General features: G+C 51.6%; 20 protein-coding genes, 1 tRNA gene and 2 pseudogenes. 16 read left to right on the top strand and 7 right to left on the bottom strand.

The window, feature by feature from the left end; translation table 11 throughout:
• Together ACNKIB_RS01840 and ACNKIB_RS01835 are read left to right on the top strand one after the other, a co-directional pair.
• Window positions 1-137: transposase (locus tag ACNKIB_RS01840; RefSeq protein ID WP_417908837.1), on the top strand; the 137-nt coding region annotated here is incomplete at its 5' end.
• Window positions 138-141: 4 nt separating this feature from the next.
• Window positions 142-848 (top strand): annotated as a pseudogene (locus tag ACNKIB_RS01835) (IS5 family transposase); the annotation flags it as partial.
• 176 nt (window positions 849-1024) lie between these two features.
• On the opposite strand, the gene ACNKIB_RS01830 reads toward ACNKIB_RS01835, so the two are convergent.
• The 6 genes and pseudogenes from ACNKIB_RS01830 to ACNKIB_RS01805 form a co-directional block, all read right to left on the bottom strand.
• On the bottom strand, window positions 1025-1912 hold the full coding sequence (locus ACNKIB_RS01830) for an MCP four helix bundle domain-containing protein (RefSeq protein ID WP_417908833.1): 888 nt from the start codon (window positions 1910-1912) through the stop codon (window positions 1025-1027).
• A 301-nt stretch (window positions 1913-2213) separates the two neighbouring features.
• Window positions 2214-2924: a GlcG/HbpS family heme-binding protein gene (locus tag ACNKIB_RS01825; RefSeq protein WP_417908832.1), complete on the bottom strand. Its 711-nt coding sequence runs from the start codon at window positions 2922-2924 to the stop codon at window positions 2214-2216.
• A gap of 117 nt (window positions 2925-3041) precedes the next feature.
• Window positions 3042-3300: pseudogene (gene vapB, locus ACNKIB_RS01820) on the bottom strand (type II toxin-antitoxin system antitoxin VapB).
• A 172-nt stretch (window positions 3301-3472) separates the two neighbouring features.
• Entirely contained in the window at window positions 3473-4903 is a 1431-nt protein-coding gene (locus ACNKIB_RS01815; protein WP_417908831.1) for an FAD-binding oxidoreductase, read from the bottom strand.
• Between the two features lie 9 nt (window positions 4904-4912).
• A complete protein-coding gene (locus ACNKIB_RS01810; protein WP_417908830.1) occupies window positions 4913-5722 on the bottom strand; it encodes a DUF2145 domain-containing protein in 810 nt (269 codons plus the stop codon).
• Between the two features lie 28 nt (window positions 5723-5750).
• On the bottom strand, window positions 5751-6152 hold the full coding sequence (locus ACNKIB_RS01805; RefSeq protein WP_417908829.1) for a hypothetical protein: 402 nt from the start codon (window positions 6150-6152) through the stop codon (window positions 5751-5753).
• A gap of 422 nt (window positions 6153-6574) precedes the next feature.
• Between ACNKIB_RS01805 and ACNKIB_RS01800 the strand changes: the two genes are divergently transcribed.
• The 3 genes from ACNKIB_RS01800 to ACNKIB_RS01790 are packed head-to-tail and all read left to right on the top strand — an operon-like array spanning window position 6575 to window position 8930.
• The gene (locus ACNKIB_RS01800) at window positions 6575-6964 is read left to right on the top strand and encodes a hypothetical protein (protein ID WP_417908828.1); all 390 of its coding nucleotides are present in this window, start codon (window positions 6575-6577) and stop codon (window positions 6962-6964) included.
• A gap of 2 nt (window positions 6965-6966) precedes the next feature.
• Entirely contained in the window at window positions 6967-7830 is an 864-nt protein-coding gene (locus tag ACNKIB_RS01795; RefSeq protein WP_417908827.1) for a hypothetical protein, read from the top strand.
• Complete coding sequence (locus ACNKIB_RS01790) at window positions 7827-8930, top strand: adenylosuccinate synthetase (RefSeq protein ID WP_417908826.1); 1104 nt, start codon at window positions 7827-7829, stop codon at window positions 8928-8930. The genes ACNKIB_RS01795 and ACNKIB_RS01790 overlap by 4 nt, the downstream gene beginning before the upstream one ends.
• Before the next feature lie 292 nt (window positions 8931-9222).
• Here the strand turns inward: ACNKIB_RS01790 and ACNKIB_RS01785 are convergent, their stop codons facing one another.
• Complete coding sequence (locus tag ACNKIB_RS01785; RefSeq protein WP_417908836.1) at window positions 9223-9582, bottom strand: diacylglycerol kinase; 360 nt, start codon at window positions 9580-9582, stop codon at window positions 9223-9225.
• A gap of 286 nt (window positions 9583-9868) precedes the next feature.
• On the opposite strand from ACNKIB_RS01785, the gene ACNKIB_RS01780 reads away from it, so the two are divergent.
• From ACNKIB_RS01780 to ACNKIB_RS01730, 11 genes are all read left to right on the top strand, one after another.
• Window positions 9869-11392: an Rne/Rng family ribonuclease gene (locus ACNKIB_RS01780; protein WP_417908825.1), complete on the top strand. Its 1524-nt coding sequence runs from the start codon at window positions 9869-9871 to the stop codon at window positions 11390-11392.
• A gap of 21 nt (window positions 11393-11413) precedes the next feature.
• Window positions 11414-12865 (top strand): M23 family metallopeptidase, encoded by a 1452-nt coding sequence (locus ACNKIB_RS01775; protein ID WP_417908824.1) that lies wholly within the window; start codon window positions 11414-11416, stop codon window positions 12863-12865.
• The gene (lptF, locus tag ACNKIB_RS01770; RefSeq protein WP_417908823.1) at window positions 12855-14276 is read left to right on the top strand and encodes an LPS export ABC transporter permease LptF; all 1422 of its coding nucleotides are present in this window, start codon (window positions 12855-12857) and stop codon (window positions 14274-14276) included. Before ACNKIB_RS01775 ends, lptF begins: the two co-directional genes overlap by 11 nt.
• Window positions 14269-15213 carry a lysylphosphatidylglycerol synthase transmembrane domain-containing protein gene (locus tag ACNKIB_RS01765; protein WP_417908822.1) on the top strand — a complete coding sequence of 315 codons (945 nt, stop codon included), beginning with the start codon at window positions 14269-14271 and terminating at the stop codon, window positions 15211-15213. The genes lptF and ACNKIB_RS01765 overlap by 8 nt, the downstream gene beginning before the upstream one ends.
• A gap of 227 nt (window positions 15214-15440) precedes the next feature.
• Window positions 15441-16676 carry a glycosyltransferase family 9 protein gene (locus tag ACNKIB_RS01760; protein ID WP_417908821.1) on the top strand — a complete coding sequence of 412 codons (1236 nt, stop codon included), beginning with the start codon at window positions 15441-15443 and terminating at the stop codon, window positions 16674-16676.
• A 2-nt stretch (window positions 16677-16678) separates the two neighbouring features.
• On the top strand, window positions 16679-17572 hold the full coding sequence (gene ispE, locus ACNKIB_RS01755) for a 4-(cytidine 5'-diphospho)-2-C-methyl-D-erythritol kinase (RefSeq protein WP_417908820.1): 894 nt from the start codon (window positions 16679-16681) through the stop codon (window positions 17570-17572).
• A gap of 34 nt (window positions 17573-17606) precedes the next feature.
• Window positions 17607-17681 (top strand) — tRNA-Gln (locus ACNKIB_RS01750).
• 30 nt (window positions 17682-17711) lie between these two features.
• Window positions 17712-18650, top strand: a complete 939-nt coding sequence (locus tag ACNKIB_RS01745) for a ribose-phosphate pyrophosphokinase (RefSeq protein WP_417908819.1) — start codon at window positions 17712-17714, stop codon at window positions 18648-18650.
• 86 nt (window positions 18651-18736) lie between these two features.
• On the top strand, window positions 18737-19294 hold the full coding sequence (locus ACNKIB_RS01740; RefSeq protein ID WP_417908818.1) for a 50S ribosomal protein L25: 558 nt from the start codon (window positions 18737-18739) through the stop codon (window positions 19292-19294).
• A gap of 110 nt (window positions 19295-19404) precedes the next feature.
• The gene (gene pth / locus ACNKIB_RS01735; protein WP_417908817.1) at window positions 19405-19995 is read left to right on the top strand and encodes an aminoacyl-tRNA hydrolase; all 591 of its coding nucleotides are present in this window, start codon (window positions 19405-19407) and stop codon (window positions 19993-19995) included.
• Between the two features lie 141 nt (window positions 19996-20136).
• Window positions 20137-20640, top strand: coding sequence for a CarD family transcriptional regulator (locus ACNKIB_RS01730; RefSeq protein ID WP_417908816.1), 504 nt, complete (start codon window positions 20137-20139; stop codon window positions 20638-20640).
• The last annotated feature ends 3 nt before the right edge of the window (window positions 20641-20643 follow it).

The raw sequence follows: 20643 nt of genomic DNA, 5'->3' as shown, positions 1-20643 counted from the left end.
GCTGGAAAGTTGAACGGCTTTTCGCCTGGCTTCAAAACTTCAGGCGGCTGGTTGTTCGATATGACCGACATGCTGACAATTTTTTGGCTTTTTTACTGCTCGCCTGTTCAATTATTCTGCTCCGTTTTTTGAGATAGGTTGATTGACAACCTCACGATGCTGAACGCGATGCTGCATGTCCTTGAACATGGGTGCAAATGGAGAGGGCATCCAAGCAGTTTCGGCAATTGGCACAGCATTTACACCCGCATGAGCCGCTGGAGCAAAAATGGTGTGCTTGACCGGATTTTCGCACGGTTACAGCAGGAGCAGATGATCCGCAGCAATGCGGATGCCTTTTCTCTCGACAGCACGGTCATCAAAGTCCATCCTGACGGAACCGGAGCGTTAAAAAAAATGGCCCTCAGTCGGTCGGCAAATCCTGCGGCGGATGGACAACCAAACTGCATCTGATTGCCGCATCCGCTGAATGCGCGGTGATATTCTCCCTTTCTCCCGGCCAGGCCGGAGACGCGCCGGAGGGCCGCAGGCTGCTGACGGAGCTGGGAGCGGCTTCGGAACCATGCGCTCTGATCATGGACAGGGCGTATGAAGGAGATGAGACAAGAAATTTGGCAGCCGAAGAACTGGGATTTTTCCCTATCGTGCCCCCGAAAAGCAGCCGGACAGAACCTTGGGAGCATGACAAGGAGCTGTATAAGAAACGCAATGAAGTCGAGCGGCTGCTCAGGAGGTTGAAGGGATTCCGCCGCATCTTCACCCGGTTTGACAAACTGGATGTCATGTTCATGGGGTTTATCGTTTTGGCCCTGATCGTGATCGCAATTAATAGTGTTAATAGGCCCTAAGTCCGAAAGACCTATGTACGTTAGAGGGAAGCGGTAACGGTCGTTCAGGGAGGAGACAGATGGGTGGTTGGGTAAGCGGGAAGAGAGGAGGGGTGCGGTTCGGCTAGGCGGTTACAATGAAGCACGGTGAAATCGTAAGCCGCCTTCAGCCGATTGTTCAGGCGTTTCCCCTGTGTTTATGCAGGGACAAATGTCGCGCAGTATTCAGGGTAATGTTTTTTCATGCAATCTGGGCAAATACCGTGACTGAATGCAGCTTCCGAATGGGCATGGATATAGTCTTCCATTTGTTTCCATAAGCCCTTATCATCTCTTATTTGTTTGCAATAGGAGCAGATTGGGAGAATGCCGTGCAAGACTTTAATTTCGTCAATGGCCGCATTCTTCTCATTCTCAAGGAGCTTTTCAGTTTTTCTGATAATATGCGAAGCACAAGAACCGATTACTGCTGCCAGAAAGATACCCGCTGACATTAAAATAATGGTGACAAACTCAAGCCTTGATTGATTTATTTGAGCAAGTTCGATGAAGTAATCAGCCTTTCTCCTTGCATATGAATTCAGTTCCAGTGTCTTGGCCTCAAGCAGTGCCACATGGGCTGTACCTTTTGTTTGGGTAATGAAAAGAGCTTGTTTTTGGTCACCTGCTTTAAACAAACGAATAATCTCGTCCCGTATGGGCTGCCAATGGACAAAAAGTTGTCGGGTTTGCCGTTCAAGTTCCTGTCCGCTCTCGCCGAGAATACGATCACGGACGAGATCAAGGTGTTGATAAACTTCCTTCTCGCCCTCTCCCATAGCTTGCAGCGCGGCATTTCCCTCTTCAGGACTGTTTGACAAAACAAAATCTCTCATGCTGAGGTGCATTTTTGTTAGATCCAGACCAGCATTAAGGGCGGCGTTTGACACTACAAGTGGATGCTCGTAAATCGTTCTGGTGAGACCGCCTAATGCAAGGAGTCCCTTGATTGTAATGATTCCGATGGATAGAAATATTATAATTATCAGCGTGAAACTTATCGTTGCTTTGTGTCTTTTAATTTGATAAATTAGAGTGCCCATCATTCACCTGCTTTATTTTGGTTACCGAATTACGGTCAGTGTGAAACAAGGAATTGGTTTGATATTACCAATCATATCATTAAAGGAAGATGAATACTAGCCAGTAGCAGCGGTGCATCTTCCCTTGTCAACTGGAAAATTCTAGTTAGTATTTGTGGCAAACTGGAACATGCGTTTGAGTTTTTCTCAGGTAGGCGTTTAGGGGTGGGAGATGCAGGAAAATGAGGCGGCCCGGATGGAATGCAAGGGATCCGGGCTGCCTGCTTGCATCCTGCTTATGGATGCGGTGCGGACAGGCTCTCTGTTATTTCTTTGAGCCGATTGGATGTGTCTTCGGCAATCCTGTCGCAATTTCAGCCGCCTCAGGCGAGCATGTCGGATGTCCCCAGCCTCCAGCACTTGCGCCGTTGGCAATGTCGTTGACGATGTTGTCATCCTTAGCCGGGCTTACTCCAGCAGGCACAAAGTCCAAGCCAAGTTTGTCCCGCACTTTCCAAGCGATATTATGGTCAGCACATGAGCTGTCGCCGCTGACTCCAAGGGCTCCGACCAGTTTGCCCTCTTTATTGTACAAGGCCAGACCGCCACCGAAGATATTCACGCCGCCCATCTTCTTGCCCGTCATAGGATCATCCTCAGCACCAATTTTCTCAGACGGCCCGCCGTAGGCGACACTGACATCGACCGGATTGCTGTGCTGGAGACCGTACAAACTTCCCCCCGGCTGAACTGCTGCATAGAGATTCGCTGTGGACAGCGACAGTGCCGGAAGGCTAAACGCATTCGCCGTGTTGGCCTTCTGCGCGGAAATGACTCTGCTCCCCGGCCACTGATCGCCTCTGTCCTTGCCGGAGAAGGCAACCGCTTTCACCACGCCGTCCCTGTCCACGACTGTGGCCCACATGTTCAGGCTGAATCCGCCGTTCTTGTCCTGCACGACCTCTTTAAGTGCCTGACGAAGTTCGGCATGGGTCGGCAGTTCACTGGCATGACTGGGCCATGCTGCAAACAGCATGGCTGCGCTGGCAAAAAACGGAATTATTGTTCTCAGCGTGCAGTTTCTCTTCATTTTGTTTTTCCTCCATAGTTAAGTTATACTGTTGGATGAACAATCAATTTCATCCGATTGAGCCTACAATTGAGTTTTCATCAGACGCTCATTCTCGGTGAAACGATCCTGCATCTCTGGCTGCTCGCGTCCATTTGCCATGAAATCATCTGTGAACCTGTGGAGACCGATGAGGAATGTTTCCCAGACCTTGTCCTTTGGACAATAGGATGACAGAATCACCAACTTTCTGAATAAAGACATCTGTTCCTTTGAACTTGAATCCTTTGGGCAGTCTGACGGCCTGACTGCGTCCATTGACAAATAGCTTGGCTGTCTGCATGAGTGCGGCCTCTTCGTTCAAGGGTTGCGGGGAGTGATACAGTTTAAGACGCACATCTGCCCTTGTCAACAAGACAATTCCAGTTAGCATCTGCGGCAGACTGGAACGTACATTGCAAGGTAAGTGAGATCAAAAAGAGAGGGAAGTTGCCGATAAGTTGTATGTCAAGGGTCTATTCAGGAAATATCTTGCCGGGATTAAGGATGTTGTTCGGATCAAAGAGCTGTTTGAGCTTGCGCATCAGACTGAGGCTGGCCGGGTCGATTTCCAGCGGCAAAAAGGCAGACTTAGTAATACCAATGCCATGCTCGCCAGAGAGTGTGCCGCCCAGACCAAGGACAAAGCGGAAGAGCCGCTCCTTAGCTTCCAGGCCATGCCGATGCTCTTCTGGTTTGCTTTTATCAAGCATAATGTTGACATGAATATTCCCATCTCCGGCATGACCAAACGTAAGTATCAGAAGCTGCAACTCAAGAGCTAACTGCTCAGTAAAGGCCACGAGATCAGGAATCTTTGAACGCGGTACTACTACATCCTCAGCAATCTTATGCGGCCTAAGCGAAAGCACTGCGGGTGCGATTGACCGACGAGCTAACCATAGTTCATCGGTCTCCTTTGCATCTGTTGCTTGCCTGAGTACACAATTCCCTTTCTGCTGGACAAAGCTCACAAAGCGGAGTGCTTCTTGCTGCACCTGTTCTGCACTGTTGCCATCAAATTCCACTAACAGCAAGGCTGCGGTCGTATCTGATAATGGCTGCGGCAACCGAGTACGCACTGCGGCAAGGGCAGTTCTATCCATGTATTCTAAGGTACAAGGTAATAGCCCAGCTGAGAGAATTTCTGCCACCAGCTGCGTTGCTGCTGCTAATGAGGTAAAGGTAAGACAGAACGTGGTCTTGGCCTGCGCTAAGGGTAGCAGGCGGAGAATAAGTTTGGTAAACAGGGCCAAAGTACCTTCTGAACCAATCAGAAGACGGGTTAGGTCATAGCCAACCACGCCTTTTTCCGTGCGTACCCCAGTCTTAATGATCTCACCTGTGGCTAGCACTGCCTCTAGGCCGATAATATAATCACGGGTTACGCCGTATTTCACTGCACTTGGGCCACCTGCGCATTCTGCGGCATTGCCACCAAGAGAGCAGAACTTCAAGCTGGCTGGATCAGGGGGATACATCAGATTATGCTTTTTCAGGGCTGCTTGTAACTCACCGGTAATCAAGCCTGGTTGTACTACCGCGATCAGATTTGCAGGGTCAATCTCCAGGATCTGATTCATTTTGCTAAAGGCGATCACCAATCCTGCGGCTGTTGGCAAAGCACCGCCAGTCACCCCGCTGCCTGCACCACGGGGAATCACCGGGAAACGATATTGATTAGCCAGCCGAAGCATCGCTGCTACCTGCTCGGTTGTTTCTGGCAAGGCAACGGCATCAGGGAGAAAGCTCTGGCCAGTCGCATCGTAGCTGTAGCAGGCTCGTTCTTCCCAAGTAGTGAGCAGATTGTCTTTACCTAGGATGGCCCGCAACTCCTGAAGAATAGGCGCAGCTATACCAGCTGGCTGCTTGGAAGAACTACGAAAGAGGCGAGAGGAAAGCTGCAAGGGCAGGGCCTAGTTGCGATACAGAACGCGCAGCCGTTTTGTACCAGCATCATAGCGTTGGAGATAATTACCTATAGTCTCAAAAGTGGCTGTGACAGGGGCACCAGGATGATCAGCGGTTGAGATTGCAGCACTGAACATAGAACCCAGCATCAACTTCAAAGGACTGACATTAACCTCTTGGGCAACAAAGTACTTTTGAGTATTGGCCTTGATCTGCTTAATATCATTGGTCTGGTAAATAGCAGCATTAATCACATCCAGGACAAACTCTGTGCAATTCTGCTTACCCAGTGTATAGGGGTTGGCAATAGAGGAATAGCGCGGCTCATGCAGCAGCTTATAGGTTGGCGAGGCAATAACTGCAAGTAAGCGTTTCTGTAATTCAGGCGAAGGAATGATGATCCCTGCTTCCAGCTCTACGGCACCAGCAAAGAAGTCAACCGGGAAGTCCTGGGCCAAGGCACTGACACTAGGATCTTGCGCCTGCTGGTAAAGATTGTAGATCGCATAGCCTGGCAGCTTTCGGCCATCATGCGTGGTTATTTCTGAATAAACCGCAAAGCCAGTATGGGTAAAACTCATGCCTGGTGGCAGTTCAGAGGCAGCTTGCCCTTTGCGAGCCACAATCGCCACCCTTGCCCCCTTAGCGGCAATAGTCTTTTCCACCTTTTTCGCAAATCTAATAATTTGCTCTGGCGAAAAATGCAAAGCCCCTCCTGCTTGACTGCCAACTGAACCATTGTTAGCAGTTTGGGCAGAAGGGGGAGTGATCCAGGAGACGATCACTAACAAAATAAGAGCAAGAAGCACGCGCATCCTTATATCTCCTGGCTGCGAAATCAACTTAATTCTTGGGCTTTAAGGCTTTGTCCGGCGACGTGATGGCTTTATCTGGCGAGGCGAGAGCCTTGTCTGGCGGTGTGACGGTAACTGTCTCGTCACTGACTGGTAAAGGCGTACCAGCCGGGGCTGAAGCTGCTTCTGTGGCAGCCTGGGCAGCACTTGTGCTGGCTGCGCCAGCAGCACCAGATACTGTACCCGCAGCAGACAGTGGTACCGCAGCTGCAGCTGATGTCACCTGCCCAGAAGCACTGATAGCATGGGCCGCGCTACCACTTGCATTACTGCTGGCTTGCGATGCTTGTTCGACTGCTTTCCCAGCGTGTGTGGTGCTTTCAGCAAATACTGGGCCAATCGTTGTAAGTGAGCACAAAACCAGGGCTAAAACCAGATAAGATGGACGCATAATGCTTCTCCTTAAAAAAGCGGATAGGGAAATACAGTCATAGCCTGACGCTGCTGACAGCCTGCTTCTGATGACCTCTGTCATCCCGCCTATAATCATTCCACCTTCTTCCAGGAAAAGCAACTCAAAAATAACTGGCATGACTGCCCATGGCGCAGACTATAATACTTGGGATGAACCGTCTATAATGCTTAGGACGAACTGTCGATAATGCTTAGGAGACATCCTCCATAGTACTTAGGATGAACTGCCTATAATACTTAGGACACATTGCCATAAGTATTATGATCGCATCGACCTGCGAGCGCAGCTTTTTAGGTTGGGTGGATTTCACGAAATTGCACCTCTACCTTTTAGGTTTTTCTTGACAAACCTCTGCCGCAGTTTTACGCTGGCTGATCACGTTGTTTTAGCAGATGTGTATGTCTCTGACGCGAAAACCGCTACCGATGATCCTGGAGAATGAAATGAACGATGCAGACAAAGAGTTAGCAGGGGCCTTCATTAGCTCGCTGAAGCGGAACAACAAAGAGATTCGGGAAGACCGGGCCGCAGCTATTGCTGAAGATGCGCAGCTGGTTTATAAGCGTAAGATCGAAGATTTAGAGATCAGTATCCGCAAGATGCAGCGGGAGCAGGAGAATATGCTGGATCTCTCACCCACCTCTGCTCACAGCCTGATCTTGGCCAGCGATTTTAACTGCGATGACTATGTGGCTAAGGACATTGAACTCGGCATCAAAATCAGGCAGGCAGAAATTACTTTGGAGATTGCCAAACAGCGGTACAACTATCTCTTTGGAGGGAAATAATCATGGGCTGGGGAAGCTATTCAGTTGATGACCGGGCAGCACGGGCAGCATCGGTGGGCTATGGTACCAAGTCGGCCCACGAAATATTCTCACAGCGGTCGATCAATAATGCCATGAACCCGCACGGGATCAGGGTTAGGGAATCGCGGGATTCTGCTGAACATCCTAACTCGGTGGCGATTATCCTGGCCTTGGATGTAACTGGCTCAATGGGTTCGATACCACATCATCTGGTTAAGGAAGGATTACCTAAGATCATGGGCCGGATTATCCAAAGCGGCACGCCTGATCCGCAGCTTCTGTTCCTAGCCATAGGTGATCATGAGTGCGACAACAGCCCACTTCAGGTGGGGCAATTTGAATCTAATGATGAGCTGCTGGATAAGTGGCTGACGGATGTCTATTTAGAGGGCGGCGGTGGTGGCAATGCAGGTGAAAGCTATTTGCTGGCTTGGTATTTCGCTGGTTTTCATACAGCCATTGATTGCTTTGAGAAGCGCAAGCAAAAGGGCTTCTTGTTTACTATTGGCGATGAGCCGACTTTACCTGCTGTGCCTGCGGCAGCTTTGAAGCACATCATGGGCGATGGCCAATATGAAACCTATTCTGCATCAGTCCTTTTAGACCGAGCCAGAGAGCTGTATCACGTCTTTCACTTGCATATTCGCCAGACGAGCGCAGGCAGTAATCAATACACGATGGATGGTTGGAAACAGCTGATGGGCGAGCAGCTCATCATCCTGGATCGACACGAAGATGTCTCGAAGGTCATCCCAGATATCATTGCCGAGACTTTGCGGAAAACAGCCAAGCCCAGTGCGCCTTCACCAACCGCAGGGTTAACAGAGACCGCGATTCTCTTGTGAAAGGCAAGTTCGTCATTGGCGCAGGCTTTGGCGATGAGGGCAAAGGCTTAGTTACCGACTGGCTCTGTCGGACTTGTGAAAACCCGCTGGTCATCCGTTTCTCTGGTGGTCAACAAGCTGGGCATACGGTGGTTGCGCAGGGCCTGCGCCATGTCTTCTCCAACTTTGGCTCTGGCACGCTGCAAGGTGCGGTCAGCTATTTCTCGCGCTTCTGCACGATAGAGCCGATTGGCCTCTGCAACGAACTGGCGGCACTGCTCGCCAAGGGTGTGCAGCCACTGCTCTACATAGATGCCCAATGCCCTGTCACCACCCCCTATGACATTGCCCGCAACCGGCAGCATCATCCGCACGGCAGCTGCGGAGTAGGTGTAGGTGATACGATCAACCGGGAGGAGCAGCATTACTCCTTAACCTTTGCCGACCTCTTCTCACCGTGGATATTGGCAACTCGCCTTGACCTGCTCCGCACGTTCTTCTATAAGGAATACGCAGAGGCTTCTGTCGATGCGTTTCTTGATTGCTGTAAGCAGATAGTCAATTCACCCTATATCCGCAAGACCCACGGCCTGCCACTCGGTTTCAGCAATCACATCTATGAAGGCTCGCAAGGACTGCTGCTTGATCAGCACGTTGGCTTCTTTCCCTATGTGACTCGCGCCAACACCGGCACCACCAATGCAGTTGCCCTGTATGGTAGCACTGAGCTGGAAGTCTATCTCGTCACCCGTGCTTACCAAACCAGGCATGGCGATGGGCCAATGTCAAATGAGCATCTGCCGCACAACATCAAGGCCAACCCGCAGGAGACCAACATCTGCAATAGCTATCAAGGGGAGTTTCGGCGGAGTTTACTCGATGTTTCCTTGCTCGAATACGCCATCAGTAGGGATGAACTCATTCGGACTAGCCAGCAGCGGCATCTGGTCATCACCTGCTTAGATCATGTCCGGGATGAATATCGCTTTACTTGGCAGGGCAGGATAATCTGCTGCGCCAATGCGGCAGAATTTGTCAGCAGGATAGCGGGAAAGCTGGGCTTCAGCAGCGTACTCATCAGCAGCTCAGAAGATGGCGCAACTCTAGCAGACGCATTATAACATGCGGCTGAATAAGCAAGGGAAGAGTACGGCTCGTTTACCAAGGAGTTTTAGTCGGCAGCAGAGGAGTTCGGCTTGGCCAAACTCCTTTCCTGATTAGCCGCAAAGGAGTTTGGCCGACCCAAACTGCTTTCCTAGTCGGCAAGATTCCTTTCCGGCTTACCAGAACTCCTTTGCTACTCGGCCAAACTTCTTTTCTGCCGAGTACAACTCCTTTCTGAGTCGGCAGAACTCCTCTCTTGCCAAGCCAAACTCCTTTGCCAGCGAGTAAGAAAGGAGTAGAGCAAGCCAGTTAACCCAGCAGAATGAGCAGCCAAACTAGAGCGGCATTGAGCAGAGCGATAAACACCGCTGCGGAAGCTAAATCTTTCGCTCTGCCAGATAAAGGATGTCGTTCCGGACCAATGCGATCAATAGCTGCTTCAACTGCGGTGTTGAGCAGTTCCGCAATCAGAACCAGCAACAGACTGCCTAAGAGCACGGCATGTTCTATGCCGCCCTGCCCAAGGACAAAGGCCAAGGGGACGAGAATGCACAGGGCATAAATTTCTTGGCGAAAGGCAGTCTCTTGCCAGGCAGTGGCCAGACCTGCCAGCGACCAGCCTAAGGCTTTACGCAGATGACTTCCAGATGATTGGGTGGAATTGACCATAGCAGCAAAGTTATCTGAGGTGAGAAGGGACAATCTGCTGCATCTTAAAAAGGATGCAGGAAAATGTACACATCTTTTTCCGGGAAGGAACTGGGCTGGCCAATCCTTTCTTGGCAGGGCAGGGCGAGTCGGGTATTATAACCCTGTTGGTATGCAGCCGGACATCGAGTATCTGTCCGGCTTTTTCCGTCAACCTGAACGACATCCGTGATCTGCACCAAATCCCTTTCACCGCCTGGCGACGCGCGGTCAGACCATGCCTGTTGCAAATAACGAACCATAGATTATGTACACAGACATCCTGATCAACGCTGCGCCTTATGAAAACCGGATCGCACTGGTTGAGGGCGGCACGCTGCTTGAGTTTCACATTGAGCGACCTTTGGAAAAGGGTCTGGTCGGCAATATCTACTGTGGCAAGGTAGTACGAGTGCTGCCTGGAATGCAGGCAGCTTTTGTGGACATTGGCCTAGAGCGTACAGGGTTTCTCTATGTTGATGATGTTCATCCCGCCTCTGTGCCCAACTTTGAGGAGCGGACAACGGGTGAGGAAAAACGACGGCAGTATCCTGAAGATCCGTCTCTGACAAGCTCTTGCCCTGCCCATTCTGGGATTGAGAACCTGCTCAAAGAAGGCCAGACTGTCATGGTGCAGATTGCTAAAGACCCGCTTGGGACAAAAGGTGCCAGGCTGACCTGCCACATTACCTTGGCCTGCCGTAATCTCGTCTTCATGCCCTTGACCGACCATATTGGCATCTCCCGCAAGATTGAGAATGAACATGTCCGCGACGAGCTGCGCCGGAAGATCGAGAGTTTGCGGCCAGCAGGCACGGGTTTCATTGTTCGCACGGTAGCTGAGAATATTACCAGTGCCGAGATTGAAGCGGATATGGAGTTCCTGATGCTACTCTGGGACGATATCAAGTCAGGTGCGCAACGTTCAGCCGTGCCAGGGTTAGTCTATAAAGACATCAACTTAATACTGCGCTCGGCTCGCGATTTACTGACGGACAATGTGAACGAGGTTGTAATTGACTCCCAAGAGGAGCATGAACGGCTGCTGAACTTTGTCAGCACCTTTGCCCCTAAGCTGAAAAGCCGGATTGTTTACTATGATGGTGAGGTACCGCTCTTTGAAGCCTATGGTATCGAAGCAGCTATTAGTCGAGTAGCAGACAAAAAGGTCTGGCTGCGCTCTGGTGGGTATATTATCATAGAGACCACTGAAGCCTTGACCGTGATTGATGTGAACACAGGCCGCTATGTCGGTAAGAATGATCTCGCCGAGACCATCTTCAAGACCAACATGGAGGCAGTCAAGGAGATCGCAGCCCAGTTACGGCTTAGGAACATTGGTGGCATTATCATTATCGACTTCATCGATATGGAGGCCGAGCAAGACCGAGAGGCGTTGTACCGGGCGTTGCAAGAGGCTATGGCAAAAGACCGCAACCGGGTCAACATCCTCAGGATGTCTGAATTCGGCTTGGTGCAGATGACCCGCCAGCGCGCGAGTGAGAACCTCTCGCGAACGTTGAATGAAAGCTGTCCCTGCTGCGGTGGTGAAGGAACAGTCAAATCCAAGCGAACCCTGTGCTACGAGATCTTCCGTAAGATCTCCCGCGACGCAGCAAAGATCAATGGCACGAGCATCATTCTGCGTACGCATCCCCGCGTTGCTGACTTGCTCCTGCGTGAAGAAGCAGGTCAGGTACAGCTGCTCGAACAGGCTGTCGGTAAACGGATCACGGTGATACCTGCACCTGACCTGCATGTGCAGCGCTACGAGATCATCTGGAACGAATAACCTAACCCCAAGGCATTGATCATGATCAAACAGAGCAGACGCGGTTTCGGCTCCTATTTCCGTTCCGCCAACGCGAAAGAGCTGGCCAGACTGGCTCTGATCGCCCTATCCATGCTAGTGGCGGTCGGAGCAGGAGCTGCCTTTTTCATGGTACTGGAATTTGAGCAGCCTACGGTTGCGGTCAACAAGGAGATTAAGTTTGTTGGCGGGGCAATGGCTCTACCTCTCCAGGCAGCAGATAAAAAGAGCGGTATCCAGCAGATTACGGTTACGCTACGGCATCAGAACGGTTCTGTTTATCCACTCTTTGACCGCCAGTATCCCCGCCAATCCTGGTTTTCTCAAGCCGGGCCATCTCAGGTGCAGGAAGTCCTCAACGTAGATGTCAAGGGTCTTGGCCTCAAGGAAGGAGGGGCCGAGTTACTGGTAACAGTCCATGACTTCTCACTCAAGCGCAACAGCACTGAACTGCGCTTGCCCGTGACAGTTGACTCCAAACCGCCGCTGCTCATGATTGAACATGCGCAGATGCACCTACAGCAAGGCGGCAGTGGCATGGTACTGTATAGCTCCTCTGAGCCATTATCTCGGCATGGAGTTATGATTGAGAAGATGTTCTTCCCAGGTTTCCCTTTGCCAGGCAAGGATAAAACCTATATCACCTACATCGCCCTTGCTTGGGACAGCGAAAAGCCAGAGAACACGCGGGTGATTGGCACAGATGAAGCGGGCAATGAGGCGCAAGCGAGCTTTAGCGTGCGTTTTAAGAAGGCAAAGGAGAAGCGTGATCGGATTGAAATCCCTGACAGCTTCCTCCAGAACAAGCTCCCTGAGTTTCAGCAACATTACCCAGAGATGAAAGGCACGGACGTAGAGAAGTATCTCTTTGTTAATCAGAAGGTGCGGGTATTGAATGCAGAGAAGATCAGCAATGTCTGCCGGAATACAGCCCAGGAGCAGCTCTGGCAGGATCGCTTTTTGCGGATGCCCGGCGCAGGACGTGCTGCATACGCTGATCAGCGGACATACTACTACAAGGGCCAGGAGATCGACCAGCAGACCCATCTGGGTATTGACATCGCTTCCAACGAAAAGGCAGAAGTCCGGGCAGCTAATCGAGGTCGAGTGGTCTTTGCTGATTACTTGGGTATTTACGGCAATATGGTGATCATTGATCATGGCCAAGGACTCAGCAGCCTGTATTCGCATCTCAGTCGGCTTGAGACCTCAGTGGGCAAGATGGTAGAAAAGGACGAGATTATCGGTCGCACCGGCACCTCTGGCATGGCCGCAGGTGATCATCTCCATTTCTCGATGCTAGTGCATGGCATCTTTGTTACCCCAGTAGAATGGTGGGATCAGCACTGGATTGACGTAAACATCAACAACATCATCAACCAGAAACCTACACCTCCAGCCCAGAACGCTGCTCCCCCAGCCGCGTCCCAGCCTACGGAGACTCATGCTCCGTAAGCGTCTGCCCTTGCTGCTGTACAGCTACCTGACGACAGAACTGCTCGCCCCTTTTTTTGCCAGCTTTCTGATCCTGTACAGCGTCTTCTTTCTGGTGCGCTTAATCCCTTTGCTGGAGATCGTCCTGGACTTAGGCATAGGTCTAGCTGATTTTATCCGTCTCTTCTCGTATATCTTCCCGCATCTACTCCTGTATGTCATTCCAATGGCTAGTATGACAGGGGTGATCATTGGCTTCACGCGCCTGACCAATGATCGAGAACTACTGGCTCTCAAGGCTTGTGGTATCAGCCTGCGCCAAATGCTGCCCCCGGTGGTACTCTTAGCTAGTGTGATTGCTACCTTGACTGGCTGGTTCTCTGTCCGCCTGATTCCCGCTGGTGAAGTGGCGATACGGCAGCTGATGTATCAGTTGGCTAAGGAGAAGATCGACAAGGGGATTAAGGAAAAGAAGTTCACCGAAGCCTTGGGCGAGGTGGTGGTGTATGTGGATGAGACCAAGCCAGACACCGGGGCCTGGCAAGGGGTCTATGTCTCAGATATGCGGGGGCGGCAACAGCCTAATATCATCATGGCTAAGAGCGGTCAGATGCAGGCAGATATTAGCCGGATGGCCGTGACGATTATCTTGCATGATGGCACCTTGCACAGTACCAGTGGCTTTGATGGCCAAACTGTCCGCTTCCGTCGTTACCAGTTACGCATCCCCCTTAAGCCACCAACCAAGATTGATGGCGATGATGTTACCCAGCTCAGTAAAAGCAGCATGTCCCAGGAACAGCTGCTCACAGAGGCCAGTCGTCCGAATGCGCATCCCCAGGATGTGATCACCTTTATGAGTGAATATCACCATCGCTTGGCCATGCCAGTAGGTTGCCTGATTCTCAGCCTGCTTGGCCTACCGCTTGGTCTGCAAGCCGGACCTGGGCGCAAGGCTATCGGCCTACCACTTGGCCTCTTCTTCTTTGTGTTGTATTACATGCTCTCGACTGTTGGGCAAGTAATGGCTGAAGATAAGGTACTGCCTGTTCCCACGGGTCTCTGGCTCTCCAATGCCATATTTAGCGTTCTGGTCCTCTTTGTGTTCCGACGCACAGAACAGGAACGCCCGGTTGTGCCAGAACCCGTGACCTTGGCTGGTCGCTGGCTCCTAGAAGGACTGCTAGTCCGACCGTATCAGCGGCTTGCTGCCCGCCTGCACCGCAAGCCAGCACGGCAGCTACAGACAACCCTGTCTGGCTCGGCTGGGCTTCTAGTTCATGCTGATCCTGATACAGGTCTCTTTCATCTACCTGGTTGCCAGATGTACCGGCGTGCTGGTTTACAATTCGTCAGCATTAAAGTTGCCCAAAAAGCAGGGTTCAGTCCCTGTCCACACTGCGAACAACGCCTAACCAACCCCCATGCGTAAATCCGTACTGACCTACGGCCTCAAGCTGATTGTCGCTTGCCTGCTGCTCTTTATCATCTTCCGCAGCATTCATCCTGGTGAGACCGCCGCAGCTTTGCTCAAGGCTTCCCCACGCTTTCTTCTTGCGGCCCTGTTCTTTCAACTCGCCTCCAATACTGTTGCTTCGTGCCGCTGGCGACTGATTATGGAACGGCTGGGCTTTCCAGCACCCAAGCTGTTTTACTTAAAGAGTTACTTCAAGGGGATGTTCTTTAATCAAGGCTTGCCCTCAAGTATCGGCGGCGATGGCATCCGTATCCTTGACTGCTCCCGCCTTGGCTCAACTAAGGAAGCCTTCTTTGGGGTATTTATTGATCGGATTGTTGGTCTTGCCGGTCTCCTGCTCCTTAATATTGCTGCCTTGCTGATGAACCATCATCTGCTGCCGCCGCAAGTAGAATACGCCCTGCTGCTGATCCTCAGTGCCTTGACTGTCGGACTCCTGTTGCTCTTTGTCTTGCGCAAGTTTGCCTGGTTTGCCGCAGGCAAGTATCTCGGCCTTCTCGGCAGTCTTTCCGAGCACTATTTCCACGTGTATTCCTCGCCCGGAGCGATCATCCTCCAGCTGGGGCTATCTATTGTGATCCACCTGCTGTCGATCAGCGTTTTCTTCATGAACGGACAAGCAGTTGGCCTGGAGTTCCCTCTGCACGTCTATCTCGCCTTGGTACCGCCAGTCGTCTTGCTCACTATCGTACCCATTTCCCTGGCTGGTTGGGGTGTGCGGGAAGGGGCAATGGTGGGGTTTTTCCTGCTGATAGGTGCAGATAAGACCAAGGTGCTCGCCTTTTCCTTGCTCTGTGGCTTGACCACGCTGGTGGCCTCCTTACCTGGTTTGGTGATTTATTTGACCCAAAACAGCAGGCCGCAGCCCAAGCAGATGGAAGCGGTCTCGTAAAGCCTAGCCGAGAAAATCTCGAACGGACGTTGGAGAAGAAGTACCATAGGTATGGTAGCAACAGTATCATACCTATGGTACCGACTGAGTCATACGTATGGTGCCAACAGTATCATACGTATGATACCAGCAGAGTCATACGTATGGAACCGACGGACATAAGGAGATGAGAGAGCAGCCTAAGAACATTTTCAGAACTATTCGTTTTCTTGTTTGAGGAGAACTGGATGAACGTTGACACGATGCGCTTTATTGACCGTTGGTTAGGAATTCCCCTGACCTTTCTACTCACCCTGATTCTCAGGCTGTCAGAGCGGCTGCGCCCGCTTGCGGCCAAACAACCGCAACGCTTGCTCTTTATTGAGTTGTCAGAGATGGGATCCACCATCTTAGCTGATCCAGCCCTGCGCAAAGCCCGGAAGGAGCTGAACGCGGAACTGTTCTTCGTCATCTTTGCCAAGAACAGGGCTAGCCTTGACTTAACCAGAACCATCCCTTCAGAGAATATCTTTGTCCTCCGCGAAAGCAATATCTTTACTCTAGCAAAGGATACGGTGCTCTTCCTGCGCTGGACACGGGAACAGCAGATCGATACGGTGCTTGATCTGGAGCTGTTCTCGCGCTTTACCGCCTTACTCACCGGCGCAAGCGGCGCAGTCAACCGCGTGGGTTTTTATCGGTTCTGCAATGAGGGCTTGTACCGGGGAGAAATGCTCACGCATAAGGTGGCGTATAACCCGCATCAGCATATTGCCAAGAACTTTATCGCCTTGGTCAATAGCCTGCTCGCTTCAGAGCCGGAACTGCCTTATTGCAAGCAGCGGATCAGTGATGCGGAGATTGTCCTACCAACGATCAGCTTTCCGCCCGCCGAGTTAGCAACGATGCACGCGCGGGTAGCTGAGTATTATCCTGATTATCGTCCGGGTAGCCACCGTATTGTCTTGATTAATCCCAATGCAAGCGACATGCTGCCCCAGCGGAAATGGATGCCTGCTCGGTATGTTGAATTGATGCGGCGGATCGTCAATACGGTTCCCGATGTGCTGGTATTGGTCACAGGTGCCAAGAAGGAACACGGAGAGGCCGCGCATCTCTGTACCTGTGTCGATCATCCGCGTTGCTTGAACTTTGCTGGGGCCATCCCATTAGAGCAGTTGCCCCTGCTCTATTCTATCGCCTTCTTCATGGTCACGAATGACTCTGGGCCAGGTCACTTTTCCTCGATCACCCCTTTGCGGGTCTTTGTCCTCTTTGGACCTGAAACCCCGACTCTCTATGGTTCACTTGGCAATGCGACTGCAATCTCTGCTGGCCTGGCCTGTTCACCCTGTGTCAGCGCAGCTAATCACCGGAAGACTCCTTGCACCGATAACCAATGTATGCGGGCAATCACTGTGGATCAGGTCTTTTCTTTAGTTAGACCTCTGCTGCGCGGCACTCCAGAATCACCAGCGAGGTAAGATTGGCACCGGTATTGCAAGAACGTTCTCTGGTCTTACAGGCTCCAGCCAAGATCAATCTTTATCTGAAGATTGTTGGCCGACGACCAGACGGTTATCATGAACTGGTCAGTCTGATGCAGAAGGTGGCCCTGTATGATGAGCTTACCTTGTCGCTGACTGCACAGACAGGTATCTCCCTCTCCTGCTCAGGCGCGGCTGCTTTGCCTGTGGATGAACGGAACATTGCCTTTCGCGCTGCCCAGCTTTTCCTAACCCATATCGGCAGAGCAGGGCAAGGGGTACGGATTGTTTTACATAAACATATCCCTATGGCTGCCGGACTTGGGGGTGGGTCCAGCGATGCTGCTGCTGTGCTCAAAGGGCTGAACCAGTTACTGGCCACCAACTGCTCAACCGAGAAGCTGGCCGCTATCGCTGTTCGGCTGGGCGCGGATGTGCCGTTCTTTGTTCATGATCTGCCTGCGGCATGGGCTACTGGCATCGGAGAACGACTGCAAGCGGCCCAACCACTTTGCGGCTACCAGGTCTTGCTGGTTAATCCAGGGATTGATATCTCGACCAAATGGGCCTACGAAACTTTTGCATTGACAGCAGGAACGAAAAAGTTTAATTTGTTCAGCTTTGCGAGCGAATCGGGCAGTCGCCTGAAGCAAGGTCTTTTCCGACCAGAAGAAATGGTCAATGACCTTGAAGGCGTGAGCGTAGGCCAGCACCGCGTAATCGGCATTTTGAAACACCGCTTGTTGCGAGCAGGTGCTGCGGGTGCGATGATGTCTGGTTCTGGCTCGACCGTCTTTGCCCTCTTCGCGAGGGACGCAGCAGCGCAAGCTGAAGCGTGCCGACAAGAATTGCAAGCAGAATACAGGCAGACCTATCTGGTCCAGCCTCTGTAGCCTCGAAGTACTACAATTTGTGCAGAATCAAGGATGGGGTGTCGTCAAGCGGTAAGACACAAGGTTTTGATCCTTGCATTCGGGGGTTCGAATCCTCCCGCCCCAGCCATTTCTGTTCGGAAAGAGATGAGATGTTGACATGCCAAATATAATGAAGGTGTTCACCGGTAACGCCAACCCTGATCTTGCCCGCGAGATCTGCAATTATCTGGATATGCCTCTGTCCAGTGCAGAAGTAAAGAAGTTCAGCGATGGTGAGATTTCCGTTGAGATCGGCGAGAACGTGCGTGGTACAGATGTCTTTGTTATCCAGCCGACCTGTACCCCGGTCAACGATCATCTCATGGAACTGGTGATCATGATTGATGCCCTGCGTCGGGCCTCAGCGCGAAGGATCACGGCTGTCTTACCCTATTATGGTTATGCACGGCAGGATCGTAAGATTCGGCCCAGGGTGCCGATCACGGCTAAGGCCGTAGCTGAGATGCTGATGGCGGTTGGTACCCGACGAGCATTGTGCATGGACCTTCATGCTGGTCAGATTCAAGGTTTCTTTAATATTCCAGTTGATCATCTGTATTCCTCTCCGATCATGCTGGAACATATCAGGAAGAATTTTGAAGACGTGGTTATGGTTTCGCCAGATGCTGGGGGGGTAGAGCGCACTCGTGCCTTTGCCAAACGGCTGAATGCAGACTTGGCCATCATTGACAAACGCCGGGAACGGGCCAATGAATGCGAGGCCATGAATGTCATTGGCAACGTCAGCGGCAAGACGGCCATACTCCTTGATGACATGGTGGACACTGCTGGTACCCTGTGCGGAGCAGCGGCCAAACTCAAGGAAAAGGGAGCCAAAGAAGTTCATGCCTGTTGTGCTCATGCCGTGCTCTCTGGGCCTGCGATTGAGCGGATCAACAATTCGGAAATTCAGTCGCTGGTCGTGACCAATTCTATTCCCCTTGGTGACAAAGGCGAACGTTGTAGCAGAATTAAGGTGCTGTCCGTAGGGGAGCTGTTGGGCGAGGCGATTAGTCGCATTCATTCGGAAGACTCGGTTAGCTACCTCTTTGTGTGATATTTGCTGAGAAGCGTCCGGCAGGGAGTGGTTACTCTGGCGTGCTCTTTTTGATATTTCTCGATGAAAGGGAGAAGAATAAGACTATGATTCAGGTGAATATGCCGGCTGCCAAGCGGACGGTTTTTGGCAAGGGCGAGTGTCGGCGATTGCGCAAAGCCAAAAAGACTCCGGCAGTGGTTTATAGTAAGGGTGATACGGCATTACCTCTTCAGTTTGAGGCTGCTGTACTGCACAAAGATTTGCTTTTCATTCATCGCCGCAACGCTGTAGTCACCCTGAAGATTGAAGGCGATGACAAAGCTGAACGGCATGTGGTGGTGCAAGAAATCCAGAAGGATCCTGCTGTTGAGCAGGTCTTGCATGTCGATTTCCTAGAGATTGAGCTGGACAAACCAGTGAGCCTGCAAGTACCGCTGCGCTTAACCGGAGTAGCCAAGGGCGTAGAGTTTGGCGGCGAGTTAACAGTAGCCAAGGAAGTGGTCACGTTGCGTGGCTGCCCGCTGGATATTCCCGATGAGATTGTTGCGGATGTGACTGATCTCGATAAGGGTGGTAAGGGACTCCTCTGTGCTGATCTTACTGTTCCTGCGCAAGTCCAACTCCTCGATGATCCGGCGCAGGTTTGCGCGATGGTCATCTAAGCTGGTTATCTGAACAAGGCATCAGGTAGCTCCGCAGGGCGCGGAGCTTGTTTCATGTTTGAACCGGAAGAAGGGGTTGCTTTCTTCCGGTTTTTTGTTTACGAAGCACGATGCGTAGATATTTAATCGTCGGCTTGGGTAATCCTGGAGCACAGTATAAGCTGACTCGGCATAACGCAGGCTTTCTGGCTCTGGATTATGTGGCTGACCAGTGTGGTTGGTTGCTGAATGCCGAAAAGTGGCAGGGTATCTGCGGTAGCGGCTGGCTGGGTGAGAAGCAAATACTTTTAGTCAAGCCACAAACCTTCATGAACCGCTCCGGCGAGTGCGTAGCTCGCTTTACTGAGTATCATCGGATCCAACCGGAACATATTCTCGTTCTGCACGATGACCTAGACCTGCCGTTCGGCAAAATCAAGATAGTTGCCAAAGGCGGGGCTGGTGGGCACAACGGTATCCGCTCTCTGGTTCAGCATCTCGGTACTACCGATTTCGTCCGCTTGAAAATAGGCATAGGTCGTCCACCGCGCAACGAAGAAGGGCAGGGGATGCCGGTTGATTGCTATGTTCTCTCCGCCTTTAGTGAGGCGGAGCTGGCAATGTTCAACGACCGACAGCCGCTGATGAGCGAGGCAGTGCAGCTTTTTATTAGTCAGGGCGCGGAGTGGTGTATGAACCAGATCAATGGTCGCACCCCCTAACAGCAGCAGAGTATTCGTATTAATCGTATTGATTCAAATCTTCATTTTCCTTTGTTTGGCAGATTTGCAAAAATATGGTATTTTACTTGGCTATAGCTGTTTTCTACTTTTGTCTGCATATTACGGTCAGCCGGGAGTATTATGAGCGAAGTCAAGGAAAAAATCAGATTCGCAACAGGTGACATGGCCGTTTATCCTTCGCACGGAGTAGGCCAGATCGAAACCATTAAAGTGCAAAAGGTCGGCGGTGTTGACCAGGCTTTTTATGTCCTTAAGCTTCTTGAAAGCGGTATGACTATCATGATCCCGACAGCCAACAGCGAGAATGTTGGCCTCAGGCCGGTGATCTCCAGAAACGAAGTGAAGAAAGTTGAGGACATTCTCAAGAATCGGGAAAACAAGATTAGCACTCAAACGTGGAACCGCCGTTACCGGGACTATATGGACAAGATCAAGACCGGTTCAGCGTTTGAGGTAGCAGTGGTGCTGCGCGACCTCCTTCTGCTCCGGGGCGACAAGGAGCTGTCCTACGGTGAGCGCAAAATGATGGACACGGCCAAGAATCTCCTGATCCGCGAGCTGTCTGTGGCCCGCAAGATGGATGAGGAGAAGGTGGAGCAACAGATTGAGGAGCTGTTCGCCTGAGCG

The organism is Candidatus Electronema sp. PJ, assembly GCF_048287395.1.
Taxonomy (GTDB): Bacteria; Desulfobacterota; Desulfobulbia; order Desulfobulbales; family Desulfobulbaceae; genus Electronema.
This window is presented reverse-complemented; position numbering and strand designations above follow the sequence as displayed.